16 protein-coding genes and 2 pseudogenes are annotated in these 21,402 nt (G+C 57.3%); 8 read left to right on the plus strand and 10 right to left on the minus strand.

What is annotated here, in order from left to right; translation table 11 throughout:
• Nucleotides 1–134 precede the first annotated feature (134 nt).
• Nucleotides 135–4,568: an ATP-binding protein gene (locus tag HX899_RS17705; RefSeq protein WP_181292971.1), complete on the minus strand. Its 4,434-nt coding sequence runs from the start codon at nucleotides 4,566–4,568 to the stop codon at nucleotides 135–137.
• Nucleotides 4,569–4,575: 7 nt separating this feature from the next.
• A complete protein-coding gene (locus tag HX899_RS17710) occupies nucleotides 4,576–4,809 on the minus strand; it encodes a hypothetical protein (protein ID WP_181292972.1) in 234 nt (77 codons plus the stop codon).
• 328 nt (nucleotides 4,810–5,137) lie between these two features.
• Between HX899_RS17710 and HX899_RS17715 the strand changes: the two are divergent.
• Nucleotides 5,138–5,296: pseudogene (locus tag HX899_RS17715) on the plus strand (class I SAM-dependent methyltransferase); the annotation flags it as partial.
• A gap of 128 nt (nucleotides 5,297–5,424) precedes the next feature.
• Here HX899_RS17715 and HX899_RS17720 read toward each other — a convergent pair.
• Nucleotides 5,425–7,215: an ABC transporter ATP-binding protein gene (locus HX899_RS17720; protein ID WP_181292973.1), complete on the minus strand. Its 1,791-nt coding sequence runs from the start codon at nucleotides 7,213–7,215 to the stop codon at nucleotides 5,425–5,427.
• 345 nt (nucleotides 7,216–7,560) lie between these two features.
• Nucleotides 7,561–8,016, minus strand: a complete 456-nt coding sequence (locus HX899_RS17725) for an Rrf2 family transcriptional regulator (RefSeq protein ID WP_168310369.1) — start codon at nucleotides 8,014–8,016, stop codon at nucleotides 7,561–7,563.
• A gap of 131 nt (nucleotides 8,017–8,147) precedes the next feature.
• Here HX899_RS17725 and HX899_RS17730 point away from each other — a divergent pair.
• The 3 genes and pseudogenes from HX899_RS17730 to HX899_RS17740 all read left to right on the plus strand — a co-directional run.
• Nucleotides 8,148–9,050, plus strand: a pseudogene (locus tag HX899_RS17730) (NAD(P)/FAD-dependent oxidoreductase); the annotation flags it as partial.
• A 250-nt stretch (nucleotides 9,051–9,300) separates the two neighbouring features.
• Nucleotides 9,301–9,744 (plus strand): DUF805 domain-containing protein, encoded by a 444-nt coding sequence (locus tag HX899_RS17735; RefSeq protein ID WP_138389882.1) that lies wholly within the window; start codon nucleotides 9,301–9,303, stop codon nucleotides 9,742–9,744.
• Nucleotides 9,745–9,930: 186 nt separating this feature from the next.
• A complete protein-coding gene (locus HX899_RS17740) occupies nucleotides 9,931–10,263 on the plus strand; it encodes a hypothetical protein (RefSeq protein WP_138389785.1) in 333 nt (110 codons plus the stop codon).
• Between the two features lie 154 nt (nucleotides 10,264–10,417).
• On the opposite strand, the gene HX899_RS17745 is transcribed toward HX899_RS17740, so the two are convergent.
• Together HX899_RS17745 and HX899_RS17750 are read right to left on the minus strand one after the other, a co-directional pair.
• The gene (locus HX899_RS17745) at nucleotides 10,418–11,296 is read right to left on the minus strand and encodes an FkbM family methyltransferase (RefSeq protein ID WP_181292974.1); all 879 of its coding nucleotides are present in this window, start codon (nucleotides 11,294–11,296) and stop codon (nucleotides 10,418–10,420) included.
• Complete coding sequence (locus HX899_RS17750; RefSeq protein ID WP_138389783.1) at nucleotides 11,296–13,014, minus strand: adenylate/guanylate cyclase domain-containing protein; 1,719 nt, start codon at nucleotides 13,012–13,014, stop codon at nucleotides 11,296–11,298. Before HX899_RS17750 ends, HX899_RS17745 begins: the two co-directional genes overlap by 1 nt.
• A 179-nt stretch (nucleotides 13,015–13,193) precedes the next feature.
• Between HX899_RS17750 and HX899_RS17755 the strand changes: the two genes are divergently transcribed.
• Together HX899_RS17755 and HX899_RS17760 are read left to right on the plus strand one after the other, a co-directional pair.
• Nucleotides 13,194–14,282: a glycosyltransferase family 4 protein gene (locus HX899_RS17755; protein ID WP_138389782.1), complete on the plus strand. Its 1,089-nt coding sequence runs from the start codon at nucleotides 13,194–13,196 to the stop codon at nucleotides 14,280–14,282.
• On the plus strand, nucleotides 14,282–15,034 hold the full coding sequence (locus HX899_RS17760; protein WP_181292975.1) for a polysaccharide deacetylase family protein: 753 nt from the start codon (nucleotides 14,282–14,284) through the stop codon (nucleotides 15,032–15,034). The genes HX899_RS17755 and HX899_RS17760 overlap by 1 nt, the downstream gene beginning before the upstream one ends.
• A gap of 10 nt (nucleotides 15,035–15,044) precedes the next feature.
• Here HX899_RS17760 and HX899_RS17765 read toward each other — a convergent pair whose 3' ends face one another.
• The 3 genes from HX899_RS17765 to HX899_RS17775 form a co-directional block, all read right to left on the minus strand.
• Complete coding sequence (locus tag HX899_RS17765; protein ID WP_171598137.1) at nucleotides 15,045–15,914, minus strand: alpha/beta fold hydrolase; 870 nt, start codon at nucleotides 15,912–15,914, stop codon at nucleotides 15,045–15,047.
• Between the two features lie 24 nt (nucleotides 15,915–15,938).
• Nucleotides 15,939–16,313 carry a GFA family protein gene (locus tag HX899_RS17770; RefSeq protein WP_131713100.1) on the minus strand — a complete coding sequence of 125 codons (375 nt, stop codon included), beginning with the start codon at nucleotides 16,311–16,313 and terminating at the stop codon, nucleotides 15,939–15,941.
• Between the two features lie 257 nt (nucleotides 16,314–16,570).
• Nucleotides 16,571–17,401 (minus strand): MBL fold metallo-hydrolase, encoded by an 831-nt coding sequence (locus HX899_RS17775; RefSeq protein WP_171598136.1) that lies wholly within the window; start codon nucleotides 17,399–17,401, stop codon nucleotides 16,571–16,573.
• A gap of 498 nt (nucleotides 17,402–17,899) precedes the next feature.
• On the opposite strand from HX899_RS17775, the gene HX899_RS17780 reads away from it, so the two are divergent.
• Both HX899_RS17780 and HX899_RS17785 read left to right on the plus strand, forming a co-directional pair.
• Nucleotides 17,900–18,568, plus strand: a complete 669-nt coding sequence (locus HX899_RS17780) for a GntR family transcriptional regulator (RefSeq protein WP_029872168.1) — start codon at nucleotides 17,900–17,902, stop codon at nucleotides 18,566–18,568.
• Between the two features lie 73 nt (nucleotides 18,569–18,641).
• Nucleotides 18,642–19,316, plus strand: a complete 675-nt coding sequence (locus HX899_RS17785) for a GntR family transcriptional regulator (protein WP_138331591.1) — start codon at nucleotides 18,642–18,644, stop codon at nucleotides 19,314–19,316.
• A 107-nt stretch (nucleotides 19,317–19,423) separates the two neighbouring features.
• Here the strand turns inward: HX899_RS17785 and HX899_RS17790 are convergent, their stop codons facing one another.
• The gene (locus HX899_RS17790; RefSeq protein ID WP_164026769.1) at nucleotides 19,424–21,319 is read right to left on the minus strand and encodes a bifunctional sugar phosphate isomerase/epimerase/4-hydroxyphenylpyruvate dioxygenase family protein; all 1,896 of its coding nucleotides are present in this window, start codon (nucleotides 21,317–21,319) and stop codon (nucleotides 19,424–19,426) included.
• Nucleotides 21,320–21,402 lie beyond the last annotated feature (83 nt).

Consider the following 21,402-nt stretch of genomic DNA (forward strand, 5'->3'; position numbering starts at 1 on the left):
TTCGGCAGGTCAGCTTATGAGACACTGAACATCCACGAAACGCTGGATGCTCGGCTATTTCAGTTTAGTGAAACCCAGTGTCGAAGAATGAAACGACTGTCGTTGGAGAAACCTTCACGACCTTGCCGGACGAGCTAATTCCATCTGGCGATAACATCGTCGATAGCTTCGATAACACCATCTATTCTTGCTTCGCGATCACGTCCATCGCTAAAAGCGTAATGTACCTTACATAGCTGCACCAAACTCACGGGTCGTAAAGATTTCGCGATCAGATCGGGCAAGCTAGCGGTGAAGGACCCAGACAAACTGTTTGGAATATCGAGCGCCCAAATCTCAAGTGGCGAGTTCCCCGGGAGGCTGAAATCAGGTCGCGCGGCTAGGGACATGATCTGCTCGAAATGATCATTAAGAATCACTTCCAATATTGGCCGGCAGCCGTTTACATCGCTCCGGAGTTGTTCCGCGACTATCTGAAATAGAGGCATTTGGTGAGGATAAGCCGGAGACTCTGCCGCATCTAGCAGCGCACGAAGTACAGGTGATATATCTGGCTCCCTTAGATACTTGATAGTGTAGGCTAGTTCCATCAAATCTTCCCAAGCGGCTCCGTTGCTATTCGCAATGGCGAGATCAATAAGTTCAGATCGTGAGGACTCATCCGAATACCGGGCCAAGTGCGAATAAGCCTCTACTCTTAGGAGAGGAGTCTCAATTTTTTGTATAAGCGCAATTGTCTCAATCATTAGATCTCGGGGAATTGTAACGGTGAGTGATTGAATAACCCGAACCTTCTCTTTGTCGCCTAAATTTCTAGTTGCTAATGATATAAAGCCATTTATTTGCTTTCTTCTGAGTGACTCATCGGAGTGAGCAATAATATGAATGAGCGCCAATGCTTTGAAATAATAATCTATTTTCCCTTTGCTGACGTAGGCGCCAAGTTCATGCTTGTTTGAAACTGATAAATACCTAATAGATCTCCGTATAATTGAATCGTTCTGCCAATTCAAATCAATATGTTGAATTAATTTAAGTAGTTCACCGGATACCTCACTTGGCACGGATGAATTGCCTTCTAGATCTAATATATCTAGAATAACACGCGCTCGATCAAATTTTGAATTTATCGATTTTGTCCTAGATATCAGATCTGCAATTAAAGGTTTGTCGGCACCCCTAGCTAATTCTTTCAGGATTTCGCCGTATTTGTATTGAGAGTTCAATCCGCCAGCAATATTCAAAGCGGACTGCTTGAGAGGAGTTGCGAGTTGCTTAGGGAGATGCCTTGCCAATTTGGCGATGATAATGCCCTGGTCTGCTTTGGGCAATTTTTTTGTTTCGATAGTGATCGCATCTACCGTTGCTTGCATGTCTTCTTCGGACACCAATTGGCAGACTGTAACCATTGCGCGAAGTTTAAGGTTCAAGTCATAAATACTACACGCGAGGGCCCATAGGCGCTCAGTGAAGCCATGTGGGCATGCCTCAACGAAAAACTTAACTAATTGAAATTTTGGAAGGTCATCATGGACCCCCGCTGCAATATCAATTGCCTGGTCGACTAGCTTTTCCGATTTCGGTTTTGATAAATTCGTAGCAATATGTGTAAGCGCCTTCGCGTGCTCCAATGAATCACCAATTCCTTCAAATGCTGTGAGAGCAGCATCCAGTGATCCAGAGTCAAGTGACGGCACGATTTCGGATAAAGTGTGCCGCCCTTCCGGGCTTGTGCGCCTGACAATGGAAAGGACTCTTTCAGAATAACGAGCGTCGAGACGAGGATGTAGATCCACGATAGCATGCGTTCGCTGCCAATTCTGTGAAATCCTCTCTACGAAACATAAGGCTCTTTCGAGCATGTCGTTGGGAAGCGATGTAACCGCATATCCAAACATTGTTGTGCCCAGAGCCGAGTTTTCAGCCTTTTCAGACGCCGTTAGCAATCGGACAGGGTTTGTGGTGGCGAGACGTTTGGAAAAATATCGGACAGCTGAAATTGTGGCGTTGTCGTAGTCTTCGGCTTCCTCAATTGCACGAAGCGCTATTTCAATTTGGCTTTCGTCAGAAAGTTCAAAGCGAATTCCAGCGTCAGCAAGTACGATTTTGCGAAGGACTGGATTCGAGATCTGTGAAATCCCAGCAATAACACGGTCTGCCACCTTTTGAGGAAGGTAGTCTAGCATTTTATGATATGAATCAGACCAATATGCTGCGCTGGCCATAGCCTCGATAATATCGAGAGTTCGTTCAATCTGTTGGTCAGAAAGCTTTGGTGCGAGCGCGCATACACAGTCCTCTTTTAGGAAGCCCGGCTCCATTATTTCGGTAAGATCGAGCGCGGCCTGTAAGAACTTCTCAGGGATAGTCGCAAAGAGGCCAACTACTGCACCATGGTGGGCTAAGCTTCTGCTTTCTGGATCGTGCGCAATCTGCTCTGCCGCATGCATAGCCATTTTAAAAATAAAGTTCTGATGGCGTAGTGGGAATAGCTTAGCTATGGCGGTAAGAGCGGTGACACGAGCACCGCTCTCTTGGATCTCTCGAGCTGCTCTTAATGCAGATATTTGGTAGGGACCATTTAGGTGGTTCGAAATATACTCAAACAGATGAGCCCTTCTCCACTCGTCTCTAATTCCGGACAGTTTGCTAATTGCATATCTGTAAACCTCGTCCTTGTTTTCCGGCGCTACCTTATGTGCCAATGCTATCAACGAAAAAACATTCTCACGTTTATGCCAGTTTTGATGAAATATATTTTCCATTTCAGAGCGAACCTCGTCATCCGATAGTTCCCAAAGGTCTGAGAGAGAAGCAAAAAAACGACGGCGATCAAGAGCGCCAAGCCTCTTGAGACCCTGCCGGCTGGACATGCGTTTTTCTTCAACTAATCGAATAATAAGGTTTGTAGGCACATATGTCCCAAGAGTATTTATAGATGACAGAATCAAAGAGGCTTTTACTCGCAATGTAAAAACGAGATCCTCATCAACTTGGCCCTTCGGGTGTGCCAGCAACGCGAGCAGCGTATTTATCTCCGTAGAATATCGTGAATAATCGGCGTCCCGCTCGAACCATGCTCTTTGCCACCCTTCTCGCAAAAGGCACTGGATGACAGAAGTGCGTGTGTAAGGCGCTTCGACGAGGTGATGGGTAAGGTTTAGGAGTGCGTAAGGCGGCGCATCCTTAACGGGCAATAATCCCGTGTCCAGCTGTCGCGCGACGTCTTTCCCCCAATCAATGATAGCTTCTTTTGCATTCGCAAGCCGGGTACTTCTCTTGAAAAAGCTATCACGAAAGTATTGAGCGAACCTCGGATGCTGAAAGGAATATCCATAAGTTAGTCCATCGCCCAGGATAAAGCGCCTCAACGGCTCAAGATCTATGGACGAAATCGCCGCTATTCCCGAACTACTTAATTTGCAACAGATCGCTTCAAGCTCGTGATGGAGAAGTGGACTTAGGGATACTGATAGAATCGACAGAATACACTCGAGGGTCTCACGACGGTTGTCATTTGGTGAGGTCCATTGTCCGCTTTGGTGAGCAAACCACCTTGTGAAATAGCCTTCAAGGCCTGGAGCTATTTCGGCCAACTCGTCCGGAGTTATTTCGTCATCGCTTAACTGAGATAAGCGCTCCGCATACATCCGTATAAGAAGTGGATCTCCCCCTGTCAGCCGTTCCAGCGCCGCTATGATCTCATCGCTGTCATGGAGCGATGACGTGGGAGGCCCCAGCGATTGTAAAACATCTTTGATTCCATCCCGAAGCAGGGGCCTGATAACCATGGAATGTCGATATTGTGCGTCGTAAGGCCAATCGAGACGAGAAAGCCAGCCGTCGGGGCTCTCGTTATCTCCTACTATCGTTCGGGCTGACACTAGGACGCGCAGCGTGTCAGTCTTTGACTTACGAAGAATGCTATTATCAACCGTCCATCCAACGGCTTCGTCCAGGCCGTCAAATACCAGCAATGTTTTAATTTCCGCTTTCTCAATCTCGTGAATTAGTTCGAGGGAACGGTCCCGGAAGTACAGAGCTGCATCTCGTTGAGTGTGTCCTACGGAAACGTCGAGTATTGCAGCAAGCTGCGTGGCGAGAGATTCATAAAAAATAGTAGCATGGTTCGTCTGAAACCTGATGCTTATTGGTACGAATACAATCTTACAGCGGGTACCAATCGTACACATCCATTTTATCACGAGCGCAGTCTTTCCCCTGCCGGCTGGGCCTGTGATGAGAAGAACTGGGCTGGCGGCTGAATCCGACAGCCAGCGTGTTAATTCGTCTAGCTCTTCGTCTCTCCCACCAAAAGGCGCGGGATTATCGCTGGTTCCCAGATAATGCTCGAAAAATCGCTGAATAAGAACGCGATAAGTGGTTTGAATTGGGCGAATAATATCAATCAGTTCCTGAAAGTAGACTCCCTCTGCAGCGGATTCAATTTTAATTGTGCTGTTTATTATGTCTCTGCCGACAGCGATACTTCTACGATTGGACGTTATACTATGCCGTTCGCTACGATTAAAAATCATTTTTAGGTACTTGAAGAGGCGGCGTAGCATAGGCGCCTCATTTATTCTTAATTTCTATATCGCTATTTCTTATGTCTCTGCCGACCGATATGCTTTTATTGCTTGCGCTCACCATTGCCGCCTGGGAGTCCTTTTTTTCTTCCTTGTCCCGCCGGTGAAACTTATACGCAGCCCAAAGCGCACCTATTGCTATTGCTAATCCGCCACCGATCCAACTGAGGATAGAGCGATTTCCTTCGTCACTTAAGACGTTCCAGATGCCTTCAATCATTGCTTTCTCATCCGCATATTGAACCTACATTGCAATTAAACCGATTACTCTACTGGAGACAAATCACCTGCCGTTGTCAATCCGACGATGTTCTTAGCCGGGGGAGGTTTCAGGCGCTAATCACGGGGGGCGGTATCGCGCACCTTGCGCAGGAGGCAGCACCAGTTTGTCTGCAAGCTCGGTGGCGAGTTTTCTATCCAGCTGCCGATTGCGGTAGCAGCCGCAGCCGGCGGCTGGTGTCACGCCTATTCCGGCGCGTGTTGAGGCCGAGGAGCGCCATGAGGCCGTCATCGACGAACTTGTCGAGCCGCCGCCCGTCTGCTCCATCGAGATCGACGCGGTGACGCTGACCTGGTTGCCGCAGGGCGTCCTTGCCCATAACGGCGTCGCAGTCAGCGGGCTGCCGCTGGAGCATCCCGAGCTGGTGGCGCTGCCGTTGCCAGACGGCATCAAGGAAGGCCGTTATTTCCTCTATCGGAGGACGTAAAGGACAGCATCAGCCCTGCTGCATAATTCCTTAAATCGGAATCGATTTAAGGAATTATGCAGCAATTCAAAGCGCTACAGCGTCCTTTGCGGCTCTCGAAAAGACGCGCGGCGCTGTAGTGTTTCGGTTCACGCCACCAGACCCTTGGTCAGCTCCAGCGCCTGCCGTTCGAACAGCCGGCGATAGATGCCGTTATTGAGCCGGATCAGCGCCTGGTGGTCGCCTTCCTCGACAATCTTTCCCTTATCGAAGACCAGCAGCCGGTCGAGCGCTCGCACCGTGGACAGCCGGTGGGCGATCACCAGCGTCGTGCGGCCGTTCATCAGGCGTTCCATGGCCTGCTGGATCTGCACTTCGCTCTCGCTGTCGAGGCTCGATGTCGCCTCGTCCAGGATCAGCACCGGCGCATCGGCCAGGAAGGCCCGGGCAATGGCGACACGCTGCCGCTCGCCGCCCGACAGCTTGACGCCGCGTTCCCCCACCATCGTCTCATAGCCCTTGGGAAGGTCCAGGATGAAGCCGTGGGCGCTCGCCTGTTTCGCCGCCTGCTCGATCTCGCGCCGCGAGGCGTTCGGCCGGCTATAGGCGATGTTTTCCGCCAGCGTGCGGTGGAACAGGATGGGCTCCTGCTGCACGATGGCGATCTGGCCGCGCAGGCTGGATTGCTTGACCGCTGCGATATCCTGCCCGTCGATGCGGATTTCGCCCGAGTTCACGTCATAGAGGCGCTGGATGAGCTTGACGAAGGTCGTCTTGCCAGAGCCCGAATGCCCGACCAGGCCCACGCGCTCACCCGGCTTGATGGTGACCGAAAAATCCTCATAGAGCGGGGTGGGATGCGCGCCATACTGGAAGGTGATGCGATCGAAGACGATCTCGCCTTCGCCAATCTCGATCGGCTTGGCGTTCGGCTTGTCCTCGATGCCGAGCGGCATCTTGTCGAGCAGCACCAGTTCCTCCATGTCGTTGACGGCACGCTGCAGATTGCGGATGTCCTGGCCAACATTACGCAGATAACCTTGCAGGACGAAGAACATCGCCAGCACGAAGGTGATGTCGCCAGGCGTCGCGAGCCCCTGCCGCCACATGATCAGGCCCGTTCCCAGAATACCGGCCTGCATGGAAACCATCAGGAAGCCCTGGATCGTGCCGCTCAAGGTGCCGCGCTTCCATGTCCGCCGCGTGCGGCTGTCCCATTTCGCCATCACATGGCGCAGGCGCACCTCTTCGCGGCCTTCGGCGCCGAAGGCCTTGACCACCGAATTGCAGCTGATGGCATCCGCCAGCGCGCCCCCAAGCTTGGTGTCCCAGGCATTGGCAAGTCGTGCCGCCGGCGATACGAAGCCCATGGAAAGCGCCACCGTCACGCCGATATAGATCAGCGAGCCCGCCGCCACGATCAGGCCCATGATCGGCCAGTAGCTGCCGAGCACGATGCTGGCGCCGACCAGCATGACGATGGACGGCAGCAGGGCGACCAGCAGCAGGTCGTTGAGCTGGTCGAGCGCCCACATGCCGCGGGTGATCTTGCGCACCGTCGAACCGGCAAAGCTGTTGGCGTGCCAGTCGGTCGAAAACCGCTGCACCTTGTGGAAACCGTTATTCGTCACATCCGCCATGGTGCGCAGCGTCAGCCGGATAATGCCGTTGAAGATGAACCAGCGCAGAGCCACGCTGGTCAGGCCCAATGCCACGACGACGACGAAGGCGCGCAGCGCCCTGTCAGCCGCATTGCTGCCGGCAATGGCATCGACGATCTGACCGGAAAACACCGGCACCATGACTTCGGCCAGGGTGCTGGCAATGACCAACACGATGATGATGCCCACCAATAAAGGCCGATGGCGCCAATGATGGAAAACAAAGCCGAGCACATGGCGATAGGCATCGGCGCGGAAATCGAGCTTCTTGCGAGTCATTTTAATCGCTCGGCGCCGTGTCGGCGACCGGTCCTCAAAATAGAGAGTTGGATGGCACAGCCCAAGCGGGAGACGAAATGATCCCGCCGGATCAATCGGGCTATGAATTAGGGGAAAACCGCATGTCGGGCGCGCTTAAGGCGGGCCGCGAATGGAAATGACCTAGTGTCAGGACATTCCGCACGGGAAGGTTTCGATGATCGCTGGTGTCATGCAACGCCTCCCTTATGTTCGAACTAAAGCGGTGAGCGTTTTGTACCGAAGCAATTCGCCATTGCCAAGCGGATATTTGCAACCTTACGGACAGTGATGCGGAAACGACACACCTTGTGAGCTTGCGACCGCTCAGGAGGCGCAAGAATAGGATGGGGCCGGGCGCGTGGCCAGTTTCGCCTCGAAGTCGGCCGCGATCTTGTCCAGCGTCACGCCGCCCAGCCGCTGGAGGAGCAGGGCCTGGGCCTCCTTCATCGCGTCGCCGAGAGCGACATTCACCGCCTGTTCCACCAGGCATTGCGGCTGATCGTCGGCCGGGCCTATGGCGAAGAGATGCGGTTCGCCGATGGCGTTGTAGACGTCGAGCAGGGTGATGTCGGACAAGGGACGCACCAGCGTCCAGCCGCCGCCATGGCCTTTTTCGGAGCGGACGTAGCCCTGTTCGCGAAGGCCGGCCATGGTGCGGCGGACGACGACGGGATTGGTGTTCAGCATTTTCGCGATCATGTCGGAGGTTGCCGAATGCTGGTGCTTATCCATGTGGATCAGCACGTGCAGCATGCGTGAAAGGCGGCTGTCATTGCGCATGGGTCTCTTCCTGTCGATCGGGCGGGTCATTATCGCAGGGGGATCGTAACAAGACAAGTAACATGATGCTTGACGGCGTTGGTTCATGTAACTTATGTTGAGTCGTGAGTTCGATATCAAGGGAGAGTTCCATGTCGTTCGAAGCCATCGTCATCGGCGGAAATTTTGCCGGCCTTTCGGCAGCGATGCAGCTGGCCCGGGCACGGCGGCGGGTTCTGCTCGTCGATGCCGGCGCGCCGCGCAATCGGTTTTCTGAAGCGTCGCACGGGTTCCTCGGCCAGGACGGCCAGACGCCGGCGGCAATCATGCGGGAGGGAAAGCGGCAGCTTTCGCTTTATCCGACCATAACCATCCGCGAGGGGAAGGTCGTCCGGGGCCATAGCGATGGTGATGCGTTCATCGTCGGCACCGAAGACGGCGGCGAAGAACGAGCCGCGCGCATCGTGCTCGCAACCGGCGTCAGCGACACGCTGCCCGAAATCCCCGGCCTCAAGCAGCGATGGGGCCGCTCCGCGCTGCACTGCCCCTATTGCCACGGTTTTGAGGTCGGCGGCGGCAAGCTCGGCGTTCTCGCAAACCATCCGCATTCGGCGCATTCGGCCATGATGATCCCGGACTGGGGAGCAACGACCTTTTTCACCCAAGCGCTGTTCGAGCCCGATGAAGAGCAATTGGTGAAGCTGATCGCCCGTGGCGTCTGGATCGAACGCAGCCCTATCGTGGAATTGTTGGGCGACAATCCGAAGCTGGAGGCGGCTCGCCTCGCCGATGGCCGCGTCGTGCCGCTGGACGCCGTCTTCGTCGCGCCGAAAACGACGATGGCGAGCCCTGTTGCCGAACAGCTCGGCTGCGCCTTCGACGACGGCCCGTTCGGGCCAATCATTCGGATCGCCGATAACAAGGAAACCACCGTCAAGGGCGTCTTTGCCGCCGGCGATGCGGCAAGCGCCATGCACAATGCCACGCTCGCTTCTGCCTCGGGCGTGCTTGCCGGCGTGCACTGCCATCAATCGCTTGTCATGCAGTCGGTCGCATCGGGCAGAAACAGCACGTTAAACGGGTGGAATTCTCCCCAGCAGGTCAGGGATACGTGCACCTCGCGGTCATCGAGGTGAAAATCTCAACGCGTTAATCATTGCTTTTAAAATAATGAGCCGATGCAACCGACTTATTGCAATTTCTACGTTTGAATTGTAGCTGTTTTCATCTGAATGACTATCAAGCAAGACGATGGTGAGACCGTGGATCACCGCGCTTGCAGCAAGCAGAAATGGGGGGATTTCAATGGGGTTTACTGAAGCTGTTCGGACTGTTCTGAAGCAGAAATATGCGACCTTTTCTGGCAGGGCTTCCCGGTCGGAATATTGGTGGTTCGTGCTATTCTATCTGCTGGCGCTGTTCGCACTCATAATTCCGGCCTTTATACTCGCCTTCGCTACCAGTGGCGGCGGAGCCCCGTCACCGGTTCACTATACCGTGGTCATCTGGATGTTGTTCACACTCGCAATTTTTTTGCCGCTGACATCTCTTCAGGTTCGCCGCTTCCATGATCGCAACATTTCCGGTTGGTGGTATCTCGCGCTGTTTATCGGGAGCTTCGTTCCCTATGTCGTTCTCGTCACCGCCCCAGTGACTATTGTTATTTCCGTGCTCCCGGGCACAGAAGGTCCGAACAAGTTCGGGGCGGATCCGCTGCGTCCGGAACGAAGCGCGGAGGTCTTTGCTTAGAGCATGACCATTCGCAAGGCCGACCTGCTGTGGCTGTGTGCTCGCCGCAAATGATGATTGGACGGTGGGATCCGATCCCTCCTATCGATGTAACTCTGAAAGAATAGTGGTTCTGAGCGGCGAATTGACTTCGGAAATTCGCCGAGGTGTATGGCGCCGAAGGATTGTATTTTAAGGGCAGGGGTAATGAAGCTACGTATTTTAGGGGCTTTCGCGCTTGTTCTTGCTGCTACGGGTCACGCTCAGGCTGGCGATCGCACAGCCGCGGCAGCAACCTTCTTTCGTGATGTGACGAAATCGACATGCGGTTTCAAGATGACGCCAGAGTCGGCGTTAAAAGCTGCAACCACTCTTGGAATGTCGGATCCTATTAGCGAGCCATCGCTTTCTGCGGTGGTTGCAATTTGTGGAGAGGTAAAAAAAGGAAACAAAAGCAAAACCATTGTAATCCAGGTTCCCGACAACCGAAAAGTGCTTCGGAAAGTCATGATTGAAAGAGCCAAGTGGTGGCAAGCATGATGAGAGCGGCAGGGCTTGGCGGAGATGACAAACCTGCTGTAACTGCTGGATACCCAAGGAAGTGACAAGTGCTGCATATTCACCGCGTGTCTTCGCGGTGAATGACTCAATTGCCGCAGGGGAAATAGTCTCTCCGGCATTCACGGCCGAACATCTAAGGTAAAAACAGCACGTTATACTGATCGACATCGCTCGGCAGGTCCCGCACCCTCATCTCCTCCTCGCGATCCTCGAAGAGGACCAGGCAATCCTCGTAGAAGCCTGATAGCATGGATATGAAGGCTTTCGTTCCTTCCGGGCCGTAGAAGAGCGGCGTGAATTCCATGTAGAGCGGCACGCGGCGGGCAAGCAGCGGCTGCATTGAGCGGCAGGCGACCGGCTCGTAGCCCTCGATATCCATCCAGACGAGGCCGATTGCGACCGGGTCGATCGAAAGTCCGGCAAGGATCTCGGAAATCGGCTTTACCGGCACGCTGATCTTCCTGTCCGTCGGGCTTTGGCGGATGGCGCTGCTCTTGCCGTGATTATTGAGGTTGAGAAAAAAGTCGATCTCGCCTTCGCTCTCGCCGGCGGCGCAATTGACGAGTCGGACTTTTTCCTCCAGCCGGTTCTGGCGAATGTTAAGTTGAAGCAGCGGGAAATTACGTGGATCGGGCTCGATGCTGACGATCTTGATGTAGGTGTCGCTGAGGGCGAAATAGACGGTCTGGGTGCCGATATTGCCGCCGATCTCGAGCAGCGTCGCGTCTTTTCGCAAAAGGCCGCGCTCGCGCAGGATGACGATCAGCCGGTCGACGGCCTCGCGCTCGAAATGGCCCTTCCGGAACACCTTGCGACCGATATAGTCGGCCGGCGAGAAGGTCATCAGGTGGTCGCCGGCATCGACCGTCATCGAGACGACGCGCGGGCCGATATTCTCGATCAGCAGGCGGCGGCCGAAGCGGGTGTCGAAGAAGCGCGAAGCGGCCGCATTGCGCGCCTTGCGCAGCCGGCGGCTCCAGTATTTGGCGGTCAGCCAGGGCTTGCCAGGCATCAGGCTTTTCCTTCGAGCGGCTCTGCCGCTTTCTCTCTCGGAATGACGTAGACTTTCAAGGGCAGGGCCCGGCCGCGCACACTGATTTCACGGCTTTCGATGCCGGCGAGGTTAGCACCCGAAAGGCTCGCCACCGGCTCGGAGATGACGATCGCCGCCTCGAACTCCTTGGCAGCACTTTCCAACCGGCTCGCGACATTCACGGTATCGCCGATCGCCGTCATGCTGCGCACCCGGCCGTATCCCATCGTGCCGACGACGGCCGGGCCGGTGTGAATGCCGATCGCGATGCGCAGCGGCAGCGCCAGTTCGTCGGCCAGCTCGGCGGCGAGTTTCTCGATCTCGGCGACGATCGCCGCGGCCGCGTTGAGCGCCTGGCGACAGGCTTCCTCCGGTGCGGTGTTGAGCCCGAAGAGCGCCATGGCGCCGTCGCCGATGAACTTGTCGAGCCGCCCGCCCGACTGCTCCACCGCCTTGCCGATGATGGCGAAATAGCGGTTCAGCAGGAAGACGACGTCGAAGGGCAGGCGGGTTTCCGTCAGCGTGGTGAAATGGCGGATATCGACGAAGAGCACGGCGATCTCGCGCTCGCGGCCGGGGCTCGTCTCCTGGCTGTTGGCGGGAAGGGCCGCCTCGATCGCCGGCACGAGAAGCGGCGCGACGGCAACGTTGCCGTTCGGGCGAAGCTGGCAGGCGAGCCGGACATCCGGGCCGGCATTGATGCGCCTCAGTGTCGTCTGTTCCATCTTGTCGGGGGCAGGCAGGCTTTCGTAATCGCCAAGGATCTGCACGCGACAGGTGGAGCACTGGCCCTTGCCGCCGCAGACGGCATAATGCGGCAGGCCGCCGAGCCGGCTTGCCTCCAGCACCGAGAAGCCGCGCGGCACACGGATCACCTCGCCGCCCGGATAATTCACGGCGACCTGGTCAAGCCGCTCCTTCAACTTGCGCCGGGCGCGGGCGACGACGACGATGAGCAGCGAGGCCGAGAAGGCGCCGTAGAGCCCGGCGCGGATCATGGCGACCTGACGGTGAACCTCCGGGTTCGAGGCGTAACGGGTGTTGACGCCCTCCTTGTAAGCGCTGACCGTCATTGACTGCTGGTAGGAAGGGTCGGCGAGCGTCCTGCCCATTTCGACGAAGCCGAGCAGCGAGAGCACCGGCACGAGGATGGCGAGTGCCAGCATGAGCGGTGCGAAGTCCGGGTACCAGGAGCGGTAGCGCAGCCAGAAATGGATGCCGATGCAGCCGTGGATCCAGACGGCGACGACGGCGAGCGCCTGCCGCGCGCCGTTCGCCGGAGACCTGATCCACAGCGAACTGACGACCGTCTCGTAGTCGTCGATATAGCCATAGAACTCGTGGGCGATGCGCGTGCCGATGACATGATCGAGGAGAAGCAGCGGGATCATCAGGCCGAGCACAATCTGCGCCATTTCCCCCTTCGGCATGACCAGGCTGCGGCGCATGTAGATGGCGCGCAGCACCAGCGCGATATGGATTAGCACCGACGAATAGAAGACGGTGGTCCCCAGGGGATTACGCCAGATCGCCAGGAAGAGGTGGGCGGCTTTATCGGCGGCTGCGACGGAAATCAGGCCAATCGCATGGTTCGACAAATGCAGCACGACGAAGATGAAAATGACGAGGCCGGAACCGAGCCTCGCCCTTCTGATCGTACGTTCCGAAAAAATCCCTGTGGCCGAGACCGTCGTCATTCATTCCCGTTCTTGTCGATGTAACCGCAGGCCCATAGAGATTGGGAAAGAGGCGGAATTGCTTCGATGGCGATCACATTCCATATGCTTATGCGCAAGTTTTCGGCAAAGGGACAATAGCGGAATTTTCCCGACAGGCGCGAAAGTTGTAAACAGTGTGTCTTACCTGAGGTGTCCCAATGCAGGTGGCTTTCTACGCGCCGATGAAATCGCCGAACCATCCGGTGCCGTCGGGCGACCGTTTGATGGCGCGGCTGCTGATCCGGGCGCTGGAGCTTGGCGGGCATCAGGTCGAAGTCGCCTCCGAATTCCGCACCCATGCCTCGACACCGGAGGCGGCAGCCGCGCTCGAACCCGCCATCGGCGCCGAACTGGAGCGGCTGCGGCTGAGATGGAAATCTGGGCCGCGACCGGAACTCTGGTTCTGCTACCACCCCTATTACAAATCGCCCGATCCCTTCGGGCCGGCGATTTCTGCCGAATTCGCCATTCCCTATGTCACTGCCGAAGCCTCCTATGCGGCAAAACGCGACCGAACCGGCTGGGCAACATCACAGAAGCTGGTGGGCGAGGCGATCATGCAGGCGGCGGTCAATATCAGCTTCACCGAGCGTGACCAGGCCGGGCTTGCCGCCGTCTTTCCGCAGGCGGGCCTTGCCAGGCTGAAACCCTTCATCGACACGGCGTTGTTCGAGAACGTGTCGCCGGCGCCCGATCCGCGCCGGCTGATGACGGTCGCGATGATGCGGGCCGGCGACAAGATGGACAGTTATGCGATGCTTGCGAGAGCATTGCGGCTGATCGAAGACCGGCCCTGGACGATTGCCGTCATCGGCGATGGTCCGATGCGCCAGGAGGTACAGGCGGTGTTTGCCGAGTTTCCTGGCCGGATCGAATGGCTGGGCGAGCGCAATGCCGTCGAGATCGCCGAACTGCTCGGGCGCGGCGGCGTCTATGTCTGGCCCGGATGCGGTGAGGCCTATGGCCTTGCCTACCTGGAAGCCCAGGCCGCCGGCCTGCCTGTCGTCGCTCAGGAAACGGCAGGCGTGCCAGCGGTGGTCGAGGCTGGCGTGACCGGCCTGCTGACGCCGGATGGCGATGTCACTGCCTATGCCGAGGCCCTGGCTGCCCTGCTTGACGACAGGCAAAGGCGCGACGCCATGGGGCAGGCGGCGCGGCGCTTCGTGCTCGGCGAGCGATCGCTTGCGACGGCGGCGCAGGTATTGAACGGAATTTTGCGCGACAGCGCAGCAACAGGAGTGACGTGATGACCGACTGGATAGCCTGGGACCCCCTGCACCATGAGCTTGACCGCTGGCAGGCCGCCGACCGGGTGGCGCGGTTCTGGCTGCGGGACGACGACGCCGTTGAGCCGACCCAGGCGCTGGAGACGTTGATGGCGCTCGCCTGTCAAAGCGAGGTTCCGCTGACACTCGCCGTCATTCCCGGCTTGACCGGCGAGGCATTGGCCGCGCGCCTGGTGGAAGACGCAGCCGTCGCTGTCGCGGTGCATGGCTGGTCTCATACGAACCATGCGGGGCCGGAGAGAAAAAAGCAGGAACTCGGCGGCGACCGGCCGGCAGATGTCGTGCTCGGCGAGTTGGGTGAAGGGTTCCGGCTGCTGCAGCGGCTGCATCCGGCCCGCTTCCTGCCGGTGCTGGTGCCGCCGTGGAACCGGATCGACGCGGCCCTCATCCCGGCGCTGCCCGGTCTCGGATTTGCAGCACTGTCGGTCTATGGGCGGGCAAAGCAGGACGGCCCGATGCCGCTTCTCAACACCCATGTCGACATCATCGACTGGCATGGCACGCGCGGCGGACGAAGCGAGGCGGACCTGGTGGCCGAGCTGGTGGCCGAGCTTCGCCACCGGTTTGCCGGGAGCGACGAGCCTGTCGGCGTGCTCACCCACCATCTGGTGCATGATGCAGCCGCGTGGGACTTCCTGTCGGCCTTGTTTGCAGTGACGGGCCGGCATCCGGCCGTCCGCTGGTCGCCGGCGTCGGAACTGCTAGGGCCTTAGACATTGCCGATCAGGCGGCGTGAACGCGTCCGAGGAACTCTCGCATGAGTGCTACGACATCATTGAGATGCGTCTCCAGCAGCCAGTGCCCGCCGCCGAGCAGATGGAGTTCGGCATCCGGCAGATCGCGCAGATAGGCCCGAGCCGACTTTTCCGGCATGTAGTGGTCGTTCGGACCCCAGACGATCAAGGTCGGCGGCCGGTATTCGCTGAGATATTTGCGGTGTTCCGGGAACCAGGCCCGGTTCTCCTTCAGTCCGGCGATGAGGTCTATGGCGATGTCCTTGCGCCGCGGCGTGATCAGCGACCAATGCAGCTTCCAGAGATCGGGCGGGATCGTATCGGCCAAAGCAGGCGGCAGATCGTTGAGGAACTCCTCCTTGAAGGCCGCCTCGCTGATCGCCTCCGCCAGCACCTTCCTCATCTCCGATCTCGGAAGCGTCCATGTCGCCTCGATATCCGCATATTTCGGTCCGAGGGCATCTTCATAGGGGATATCGCCATTCTGGATGATCAGCCCGGCGACGCGGTGAGGGTCTTTGATTGCCAACCGCGCACCGATAGGCGACCCGAAGTCGTGGAGGTAGAGCACAAACCGGTCGACATGCATCGCATCGACGAAGGCCTCCAGCCAGGCGGCATATCCATCGAAGCTATAGTCGAAATCATCCGGCGTACCGCTATAGCCCGCACCCGGGAAATCCGGCGCAATCAGGCGCCAACGGTCGGCAAGGCGCGGCATTAGATTGCGAAATTCATAGGATGAGCAGGGATATCCGTGCGGCAGCAACAAGACCGGTGCATCTTCCCGGCCGGCCTCGCGGTAAAAAGTCTCGACGCCTGCAACCGTCATCCAGCGATGTCGGACGAGAGTGGCCATCAGAAAGCTCCTCAGAACCGTTCTTCACTTTCGGTCTTCGTCATATTGCTTGGCGCCTTCCACCGGTCGCAGCCACGGTTCACGGCGTTTGATCCAGAGTTCGTAGCTCGGCACCAGAGGCGTCGGCGCCTCGGAGAGGATGCCAAGCTTGATTTCCGCCTCCCGGTCATCGGCGGAAAACAGCCGCGAGCCGCAACCGGTACAGAAATGCCGACCTTGGAACGCGCCAGTTTCCCCTGAATGTTCGAATTGGCCGGCGGGCCAGATCCCATAAAAGGTAAAAGCCGAACCGCTTTCCTGCCTGCAGTCCGTGCAATGACAAATTCCAACGCGCAAGGGTTCGCCCCGGACAGAAATACGCACCTGCCCGCAAAGACACTTTCCGGAAAGCACGGTCATGACGGATCCCTGTTTCGTTGATTTGCGCTGCCGGGAAAACGGTCCGGCCCGGCATCTGTTCCTTCGTGACGTCGCCGGCATGCCAGTTCGACGAATGGGCTCTCTGTCGAAGAGCTTCGGACTGGCAAGATGAAGGCGGCCTTCGGCGGCCTGCAAAAGCATGTCGCGCAAAAGTGTGCAGCGGTTTTGCGACAACGACATGCGTAAAAACAAAGATCTAAAGCGCGACGAGCGAATCTGAAAGATCGCGACGTGCTTTAGATCACCACGGTCTGATTGTCGCGGGCGGCAAAAGATTCGGGGAAGGCGGCCTGCGCCTGCATTTCCATCTCCGCCAGCTGTTCGTCCGTGCGCGAGGGGGCGTGGTGGAACAGCGCGAAGCGCTTGGTGCCCGCCATTTTCGCAAGCTCGGTGCCATGCTGCCACGTCGAATGGCCGAAGCCCTTGAAACGCTGCATCTCGTCTTCATTGTATGTGCAGTCGTAGACGACGAGATCGGCGTCCCGCATCATCTCCAGCGAGACCGGATCATAGCTGCCGGGAATATGCTCGATATCATAGACGAGAGCGACCGAACGGCCCTGCCATTCGATGCGGTAGCCGATGGCGCCGCCCGGATGGTTCAGCATGAAAGTCTTGATCTCGATGCCCGCATGCGGGGTCAGCACCTGACCGGCATGGAAATCGCGGAAGTTCATCGTCGCCTGACAGATGTCGGTCTTGACGGGAAACCAGGGCGGGCTGATGAACTGCTCGACCATTTCCCGCGTGCTCATCTTGCCATCGAGATGGCCGGACCAGATGTTGACGTTGATCGAGGGATAATAGATCGCCTTGAAGAAGGGCAGGCCAATGATGTGGTCGTAATGGCAGTGGCTGAAGAACAGGTCGACGTCGCTGACGCCGTCGGCGAGCATCGACAGCCCGGCCTCGCGCAGGCCCGAACCCGCGTCGAAGATCATCCGATGTTTTCCGCAGCGAATTTCGATGCAGGAAGTGTTACCGCCGTAGCGATCGAACTCGGGGCCCGACACGGGAATACTGCCGCGGACGCCCCAAAATTTTATTTGAAACAGTTCTGTCGTCATCGTTCTTCAAACCGGCCTTCCCGCATCGCCATCGTAGTCATAGTTCGTCTCTATGCGAAGCAGCAGAATTCCACGGGTTTGTCTGTTCCCCTTTGTATTCTCCTAACCGCTAGCGGAAGAAGAAGTAGATTTTCCTAAGCAATCGGCTTTCGGCTCGGAAAGCAACCCGGTATGGTTGGTTTTCGGTAAACAGGCTGCTGAGGACGGGGGACATTTTCCCGTAAGTCATGCCTATTAGATGGTTGCGCGCGATTGAAAAAACAATTGCCGCCATGTTGAGCCGAAAATCCCGTCTTGAAAGCAGCACGAACGCGGCGCCGAAGGGGCTGTCCGAAACGACATGTGGCGCGTGGATTCTCGTTCGGCCCGCTCGCCCGGTTCTCCGGGAAAACCGCCATCATATGAGAAAATTGTGCTTCCTATTCCGCGAATGTTTCCTTGATTGGGAATGGCAAAAAGCGATATATCCGACGATACAGGAAATATAAGAGACTCGCCATGTTGCAGCCGGTTATCAACGAGACCATCGCCGAAAGCAGCTACAGGCGCATTCGGGCCGACATTATTTTTGGCCGGCTGGCTCCCGGACAAAAGTTGAAGCTGGAAAGCCTGAAGGAGAGCTACGAGACCAGCATCAGCACACTTCGGGAAGTGCTGAACCGGCTCTCCTCCGAGGGGCTTGTCCTCGCCGAGGGGCAAAAAGGTTTCGAAGTGTCCCCGGTGTCGGTTTCAGACCTCAAGGAGACGGCGGCGCTAAGGCTTCTCCTGGAAACACATGCGCTGGAGCAGTCGTTCGTGCATGGCGACGTGGAGTGGGAAGCTCCGCTGGTATCGGCGCATTACAAATTGGCGCGGATGGAACAGGTGATGGCCTCCGGTGATACCAGCCGGGCCGAGGACTGGAAGCGCTACGACTGGGAGTTCCATCAAGCCCTGATATCCGCCTGCGGGTCGAAACTGCTGATGGAGACGCATTCGGTGATCTTCGACAGATATCTCAGATATCAGATGGTTGCCTTGTCCTATCGAGGCGATGTCGCGGCCAATGAACACCAGCAGCTTTTGGATGCGGCATTGCGACGGGACGCGGAGACGGCCAAGCGGGTGCTTGTCCTGCATATTCAAGGCGGGGTCGAACATGCGCTGGCGAGAGGGACGCTGAGATAGACATGGTTCGGACGTTTCTCTTCGAGCTTCAGGTCCCGACGTAAATTGCATTTCGGCGAAATCAGGAAAAGCCATGCTCAAGCAAGTCCACGACCCGGCGGAAACAGTAAGCGATGTCGTCTTCCGACAGATCCGCGAGGATATCATATCGGGCACATTGCCGCCGGGGGCCAAGATCAAGCTGGAGCAGGCAAAGGAGCGCTACTCCATCGGCATTTCATCGCTGCGCGAAATTTTGAGCCGCCTGACCACGGAAAACCTCGTCGTCGCCGAGGGGCAGCGCGGTTTTGAAGTCAGCCCTGCTTCGCGCCGCGAACTCCTCGAACTCGCCGACCTCAGGATTGTTCTGGAAACACATGCGATCGGCCTTGCCTTCGCTGCGGGAAATCTTGAATGGGAAGGGCGCATCGTCGCCGCCCATCACCGGCTGGCTGCCGCCGAACGCAAGCTCCTTGCCGGCGACGTCTCGCGGACAGTCGACTGGGTTCGATACGATTGGGAGTTCCATCAGGCGATCGTCTCGGCCTGCAATTCGGCGACGCTGATGGCGACATTGTCATCCGTCTTCGACCGCTTTCTCCGCTACCATATGCTGGCCGAGAGTTTTCGCGGCAAGCCCGTGGTCGATGACCACAGGCTTTTGTTCGAGCTTTCCATTCGGCGCGACGTCGCCGGCGCGACCGACATCGTCAGGCGGCACGTTCAAAGCGGCGTGGACCATGTGCTGAAGAGCGGCCGGATTACTTAGCTCAATTCCAGGAAAAGTGCGACGCGGTTCCGTCCGGAATGCGCGAAACAAGAGGTTGGAGCGGCTCTGCGTTTTCATGAAAAGCTGAGCCGCTCCTAAACCATGGCTCAAGAGGCGTCTTTAGGAATTCCTTCCGGACGCATCTGTTTCTTCAGAGCGGCGATCCGGAAAATTGCGTTCGGGGCGCCGTAGCCGCGGTAGCCGCGGCGCTCGACGATCTCGAAAAAGAAACCCTCTCCATAGGTTCCGCTATAGAGCTGGAAATATTCGCCATGCTCGTCGCGGTCATAGAGGATGTTCTCCGCCTTCAGCCGCTCGGTCAATGCAGGATCGAGGCCGAAGCGTGCTTCGACGTCGTCATAGTAGTTCGGCGAAATGTGCAGTGATCTGAAACCGCAAACACGAAGGCTTTCGGCGGTCGCGAAGATGTCGTCGGTCAAGAACGCCAGATGCTGGATGCCGGCCCCGAATTTCTCGGCGATGAAATGTCCCGCCAGAGTGCGGCGATTCTCGGCGCCGTTCATGGTAATGCGTAGCGCCCCGGTGTCGTTTTCGACGACTTGACTGCGCACCACCCCGGCCGGATCGATGATATCGACCATCGGGGTCTTCCGCGTCTCGAAAATGGACGTGTAGAATAGAAGCCAGGTGAGCATTTCATCGTAACCGACCGTCTGGGCGACGTGATCAATGCGCAAAAGGCCTGCAGGCGGCGCGTCGCTGTCGTCGGTGACCGGCTGAAAGTCGATTTCGGAGAAGCGACCCAATGCGCTCTTGTCGTCGATGAGATAGACGATTCCGCCCCCGACACCGCGAATGGCGGGCAGCTCAAGCTCACCGTCTGCCACAGGCTGGGTGAATGGCTCGGCATCCAAGGCGAGCGCGCGCTCATAGGCCTTGGCCGCATCATCGACGATCAGGGCCATGGCATAGGCAAAAGTACCGTGAACGGCGTAGGCGGCGTTGGCGAATCCTGCCTGATCGACATTGACGAGGATGCGGATCTCGCCCTGCTCGAAGAGGGAGACTTTTTTCGTGCGGTGGACCGCCGTCTTTTTGAATCCGAGCGTGCGCAGCAATGCAACCAGCTCGACTTCGTCTTCCTCGTCTGTGGCAAACTCGACGAAGCCGACGCCCTTGACGGAAGGCCTTTCCGGCATCGCCGCCCCGGTCATGCTGCCGATGCCGAGATTGCGTCGTACCTGATCGCCGAGATAGATCAGGGAGCGGTGGCCATCGGCCGCGATCGCGCGCGACAAACCGCCTCGGAACTGGTCGTTGAAGATCTCCAGGGAGAAATATCCGTCGTAACCTGTTGCCGCGACGGCTTCGGTGAACGCCGTGACGGGAAGGTCGCCTTCACCCGGCATGTTTCGGAAGTGGCGGCTCCAATAGAGCAGGTCCATGTCGATATCAGGGGCATCGGCAAGCTGGACGATGAAGATTTTCTCTTTGGGAATTGAGCGGATCGAATTGACGTCGATCTTCCGCGACAAGGTGTGGAAGCTGTCGAGGATAAGACCGATATTCGGATGATCGGCGCGACGGACGATCTCCCAGGCGTCGCGATGGTCGCTGATATGGCGGCCCCAGGCAAGCGCCTCATAGCCCACCCTCAGTCCACGCCGGGCAGCACGCTCGCCAAGTTCATGAAAGTCCGCTGCCGCCCGGTCGATGCCGCCGATAGCGGCCGGCGAGACGTTGGAGCAGACAAGCACCAGATCCGTTCCGAGCTGCTGCATCACGTCGAACTTCCGTTCCGCGCGGTCAAACGTACGGCTTCGCAAGGGCTCCGGCATGCCCTCGAAATCACGAAATGGCTGAAACAGGGTGATCTCCAGGCCATGGTCGCGGACGAGTTTTCCGACATCGGCCGGGCTTCCGTCGAAGGCGAGGAAGTCATTTTCGAAGATCTCGACGCCGTCGAAGCCCGCCCGGGCGATCGCCTCGAGCTTCTCCGGAAGTTCGCCGCTGATCGTTACAGTCGCAATCGAGGTCCTCATGTCAAACCCTTCCGATATCCGTGCGAGATTAAACGAGCGCCGAACACCACGATGCGTCACGGAAAATCGCTCGCTACTATTAT

It is taken from the genome of Rhizobium sp. WYCCWR 11146 (assembly GCF_013591995.1).
Taxonomy (GTDB): domain Bacteria; phylum Pseudomonadota; class Alphaproteobacteria; order Rhizobiales; family Rhizobiaceae; genus Rhizobium; species Rhizobium indicum.

What these genes read in the sequence shown, in the direction of transcription:
- HX899_RS17705 (WP_181292971.1), bottom strand. Translation starts at nt 4,568, where the DNA reads ATGCTACGCCGCCTCTTCAAGTACCTAAAAATGATTTTTAATCGTAGC.
- HX899_RS17710 (WP_181292972.1), bottom strand. Translation starts at nt 4,809, where the DNA reads ATGATTGAAGGCATCTGGAACGTCTTAAGTGACGAAGGAAATCGCTCT.
- HX899_RS17720 (WP_181292973.1), bottom strand. Translation starts at nt 7,215, where the DNA reads ATGACTCGCAAGAAGCTCGATTTCCGCGCCGATGCCTATCGCCATGTG.
- HX899_RS17725 (WP_168310369.1), bottom strand. Translation starts at nt 8,016, where the DNA reads ATGCGCAATGACAGCCGCCTTTCACGCATGCTGCACGTGCTGATCCAC.
- HX899_RS17735 (WP_138389882.1), top strand. Translation starts at nt 9,301, where the DNA reads ATGGGGTTTACTGAAGCTGTTCGGACTGTTCTGAAGCAGAAATATGCG.
- HX899_RS17740 (WP_138389785.1), top strand. Translation starts at nt 9,931, where the DNA reads ATGAAGCTACGTATTTTAGGGGCTTTCGCGCTTGTTCTTGCTGCTACG.
- HX899_RS17745 (WP_181292974.1), bottom strand. Translation starts at nt 11,296, where the DNA reads ATGCCTGGCAAGCCCTGGCTGACCGCCAAATACTGGAGCCGCCGGCTG.
- HX899_RS17750 (WP_138389783.1), bottom strand. Translation starts at nt 13,014, where the DNA reads ATGACGACGGTCTCGGCCACAGGGATTTTTTCGGAACGTACGATCAGA.
- HX899_RS17755 (WP_138389782.1), top strand. Translation starts at nt 13,194, where the DNA reads ATGCAGGTGGCTTTCTACGCGCCGATGAAATCGCCGAACCATCCGGTG.
- HX899_RS17760 (WP_181292975.1), top strand. Translation starts at nt 14,282, where the DNA reads ATGACCGACTGGATAGCCTGGGACCCCCTGCACCATGAGCTTGACCGC.
- HX899_RS17765 (WP_171598137.1), bottom strand. Translation starts at nt 15,914, where the DNA reads ATGGCCACTCTCGTCCGACATCGCTGGATGACGGTTGCAGGCGTCGAG.
- HX899_RS17770 (WP_131713100.1), bottom strand. Translation starts at nt 16,313, where the DNA reads ATGACCGTGCTTTCCGGAAAGTGTCTTTGCGGGCAGGTGCGTATTTCT.
- HX899_RS17775 (WP_171598136.1), bottom strand. Translation starts at nt 17,401, where the DNA reads ATGACGACAGAACTGTTTCAAATAAAATTTTGGGGCGTCCGCGGCAGT.
- HX899_RS17780 (WP_029872168.1), top strand. Translation starts at nt 17,900, where the DNA reads ATGTTGCAGCCGGTTATCAACGAGACCATCGCCGAAAGCAGCTACAGG.
- HX899_RS17785 (WP_138331591.1), top strand. Translation starts at nt 18,642, where the DNA reads ATGCTCAAGCAAGTCCACGACCCGGCGGAAACAGTAAGCGATGTCGTC.
- HX899_RS17790 (WP_164026769.1), bottom strand. Translation starts at nt 21,319, where the DNA reads ATGAGGACCTCGATTGCGACTGTAACGATCAGCGGCGAACTTCCGGAG.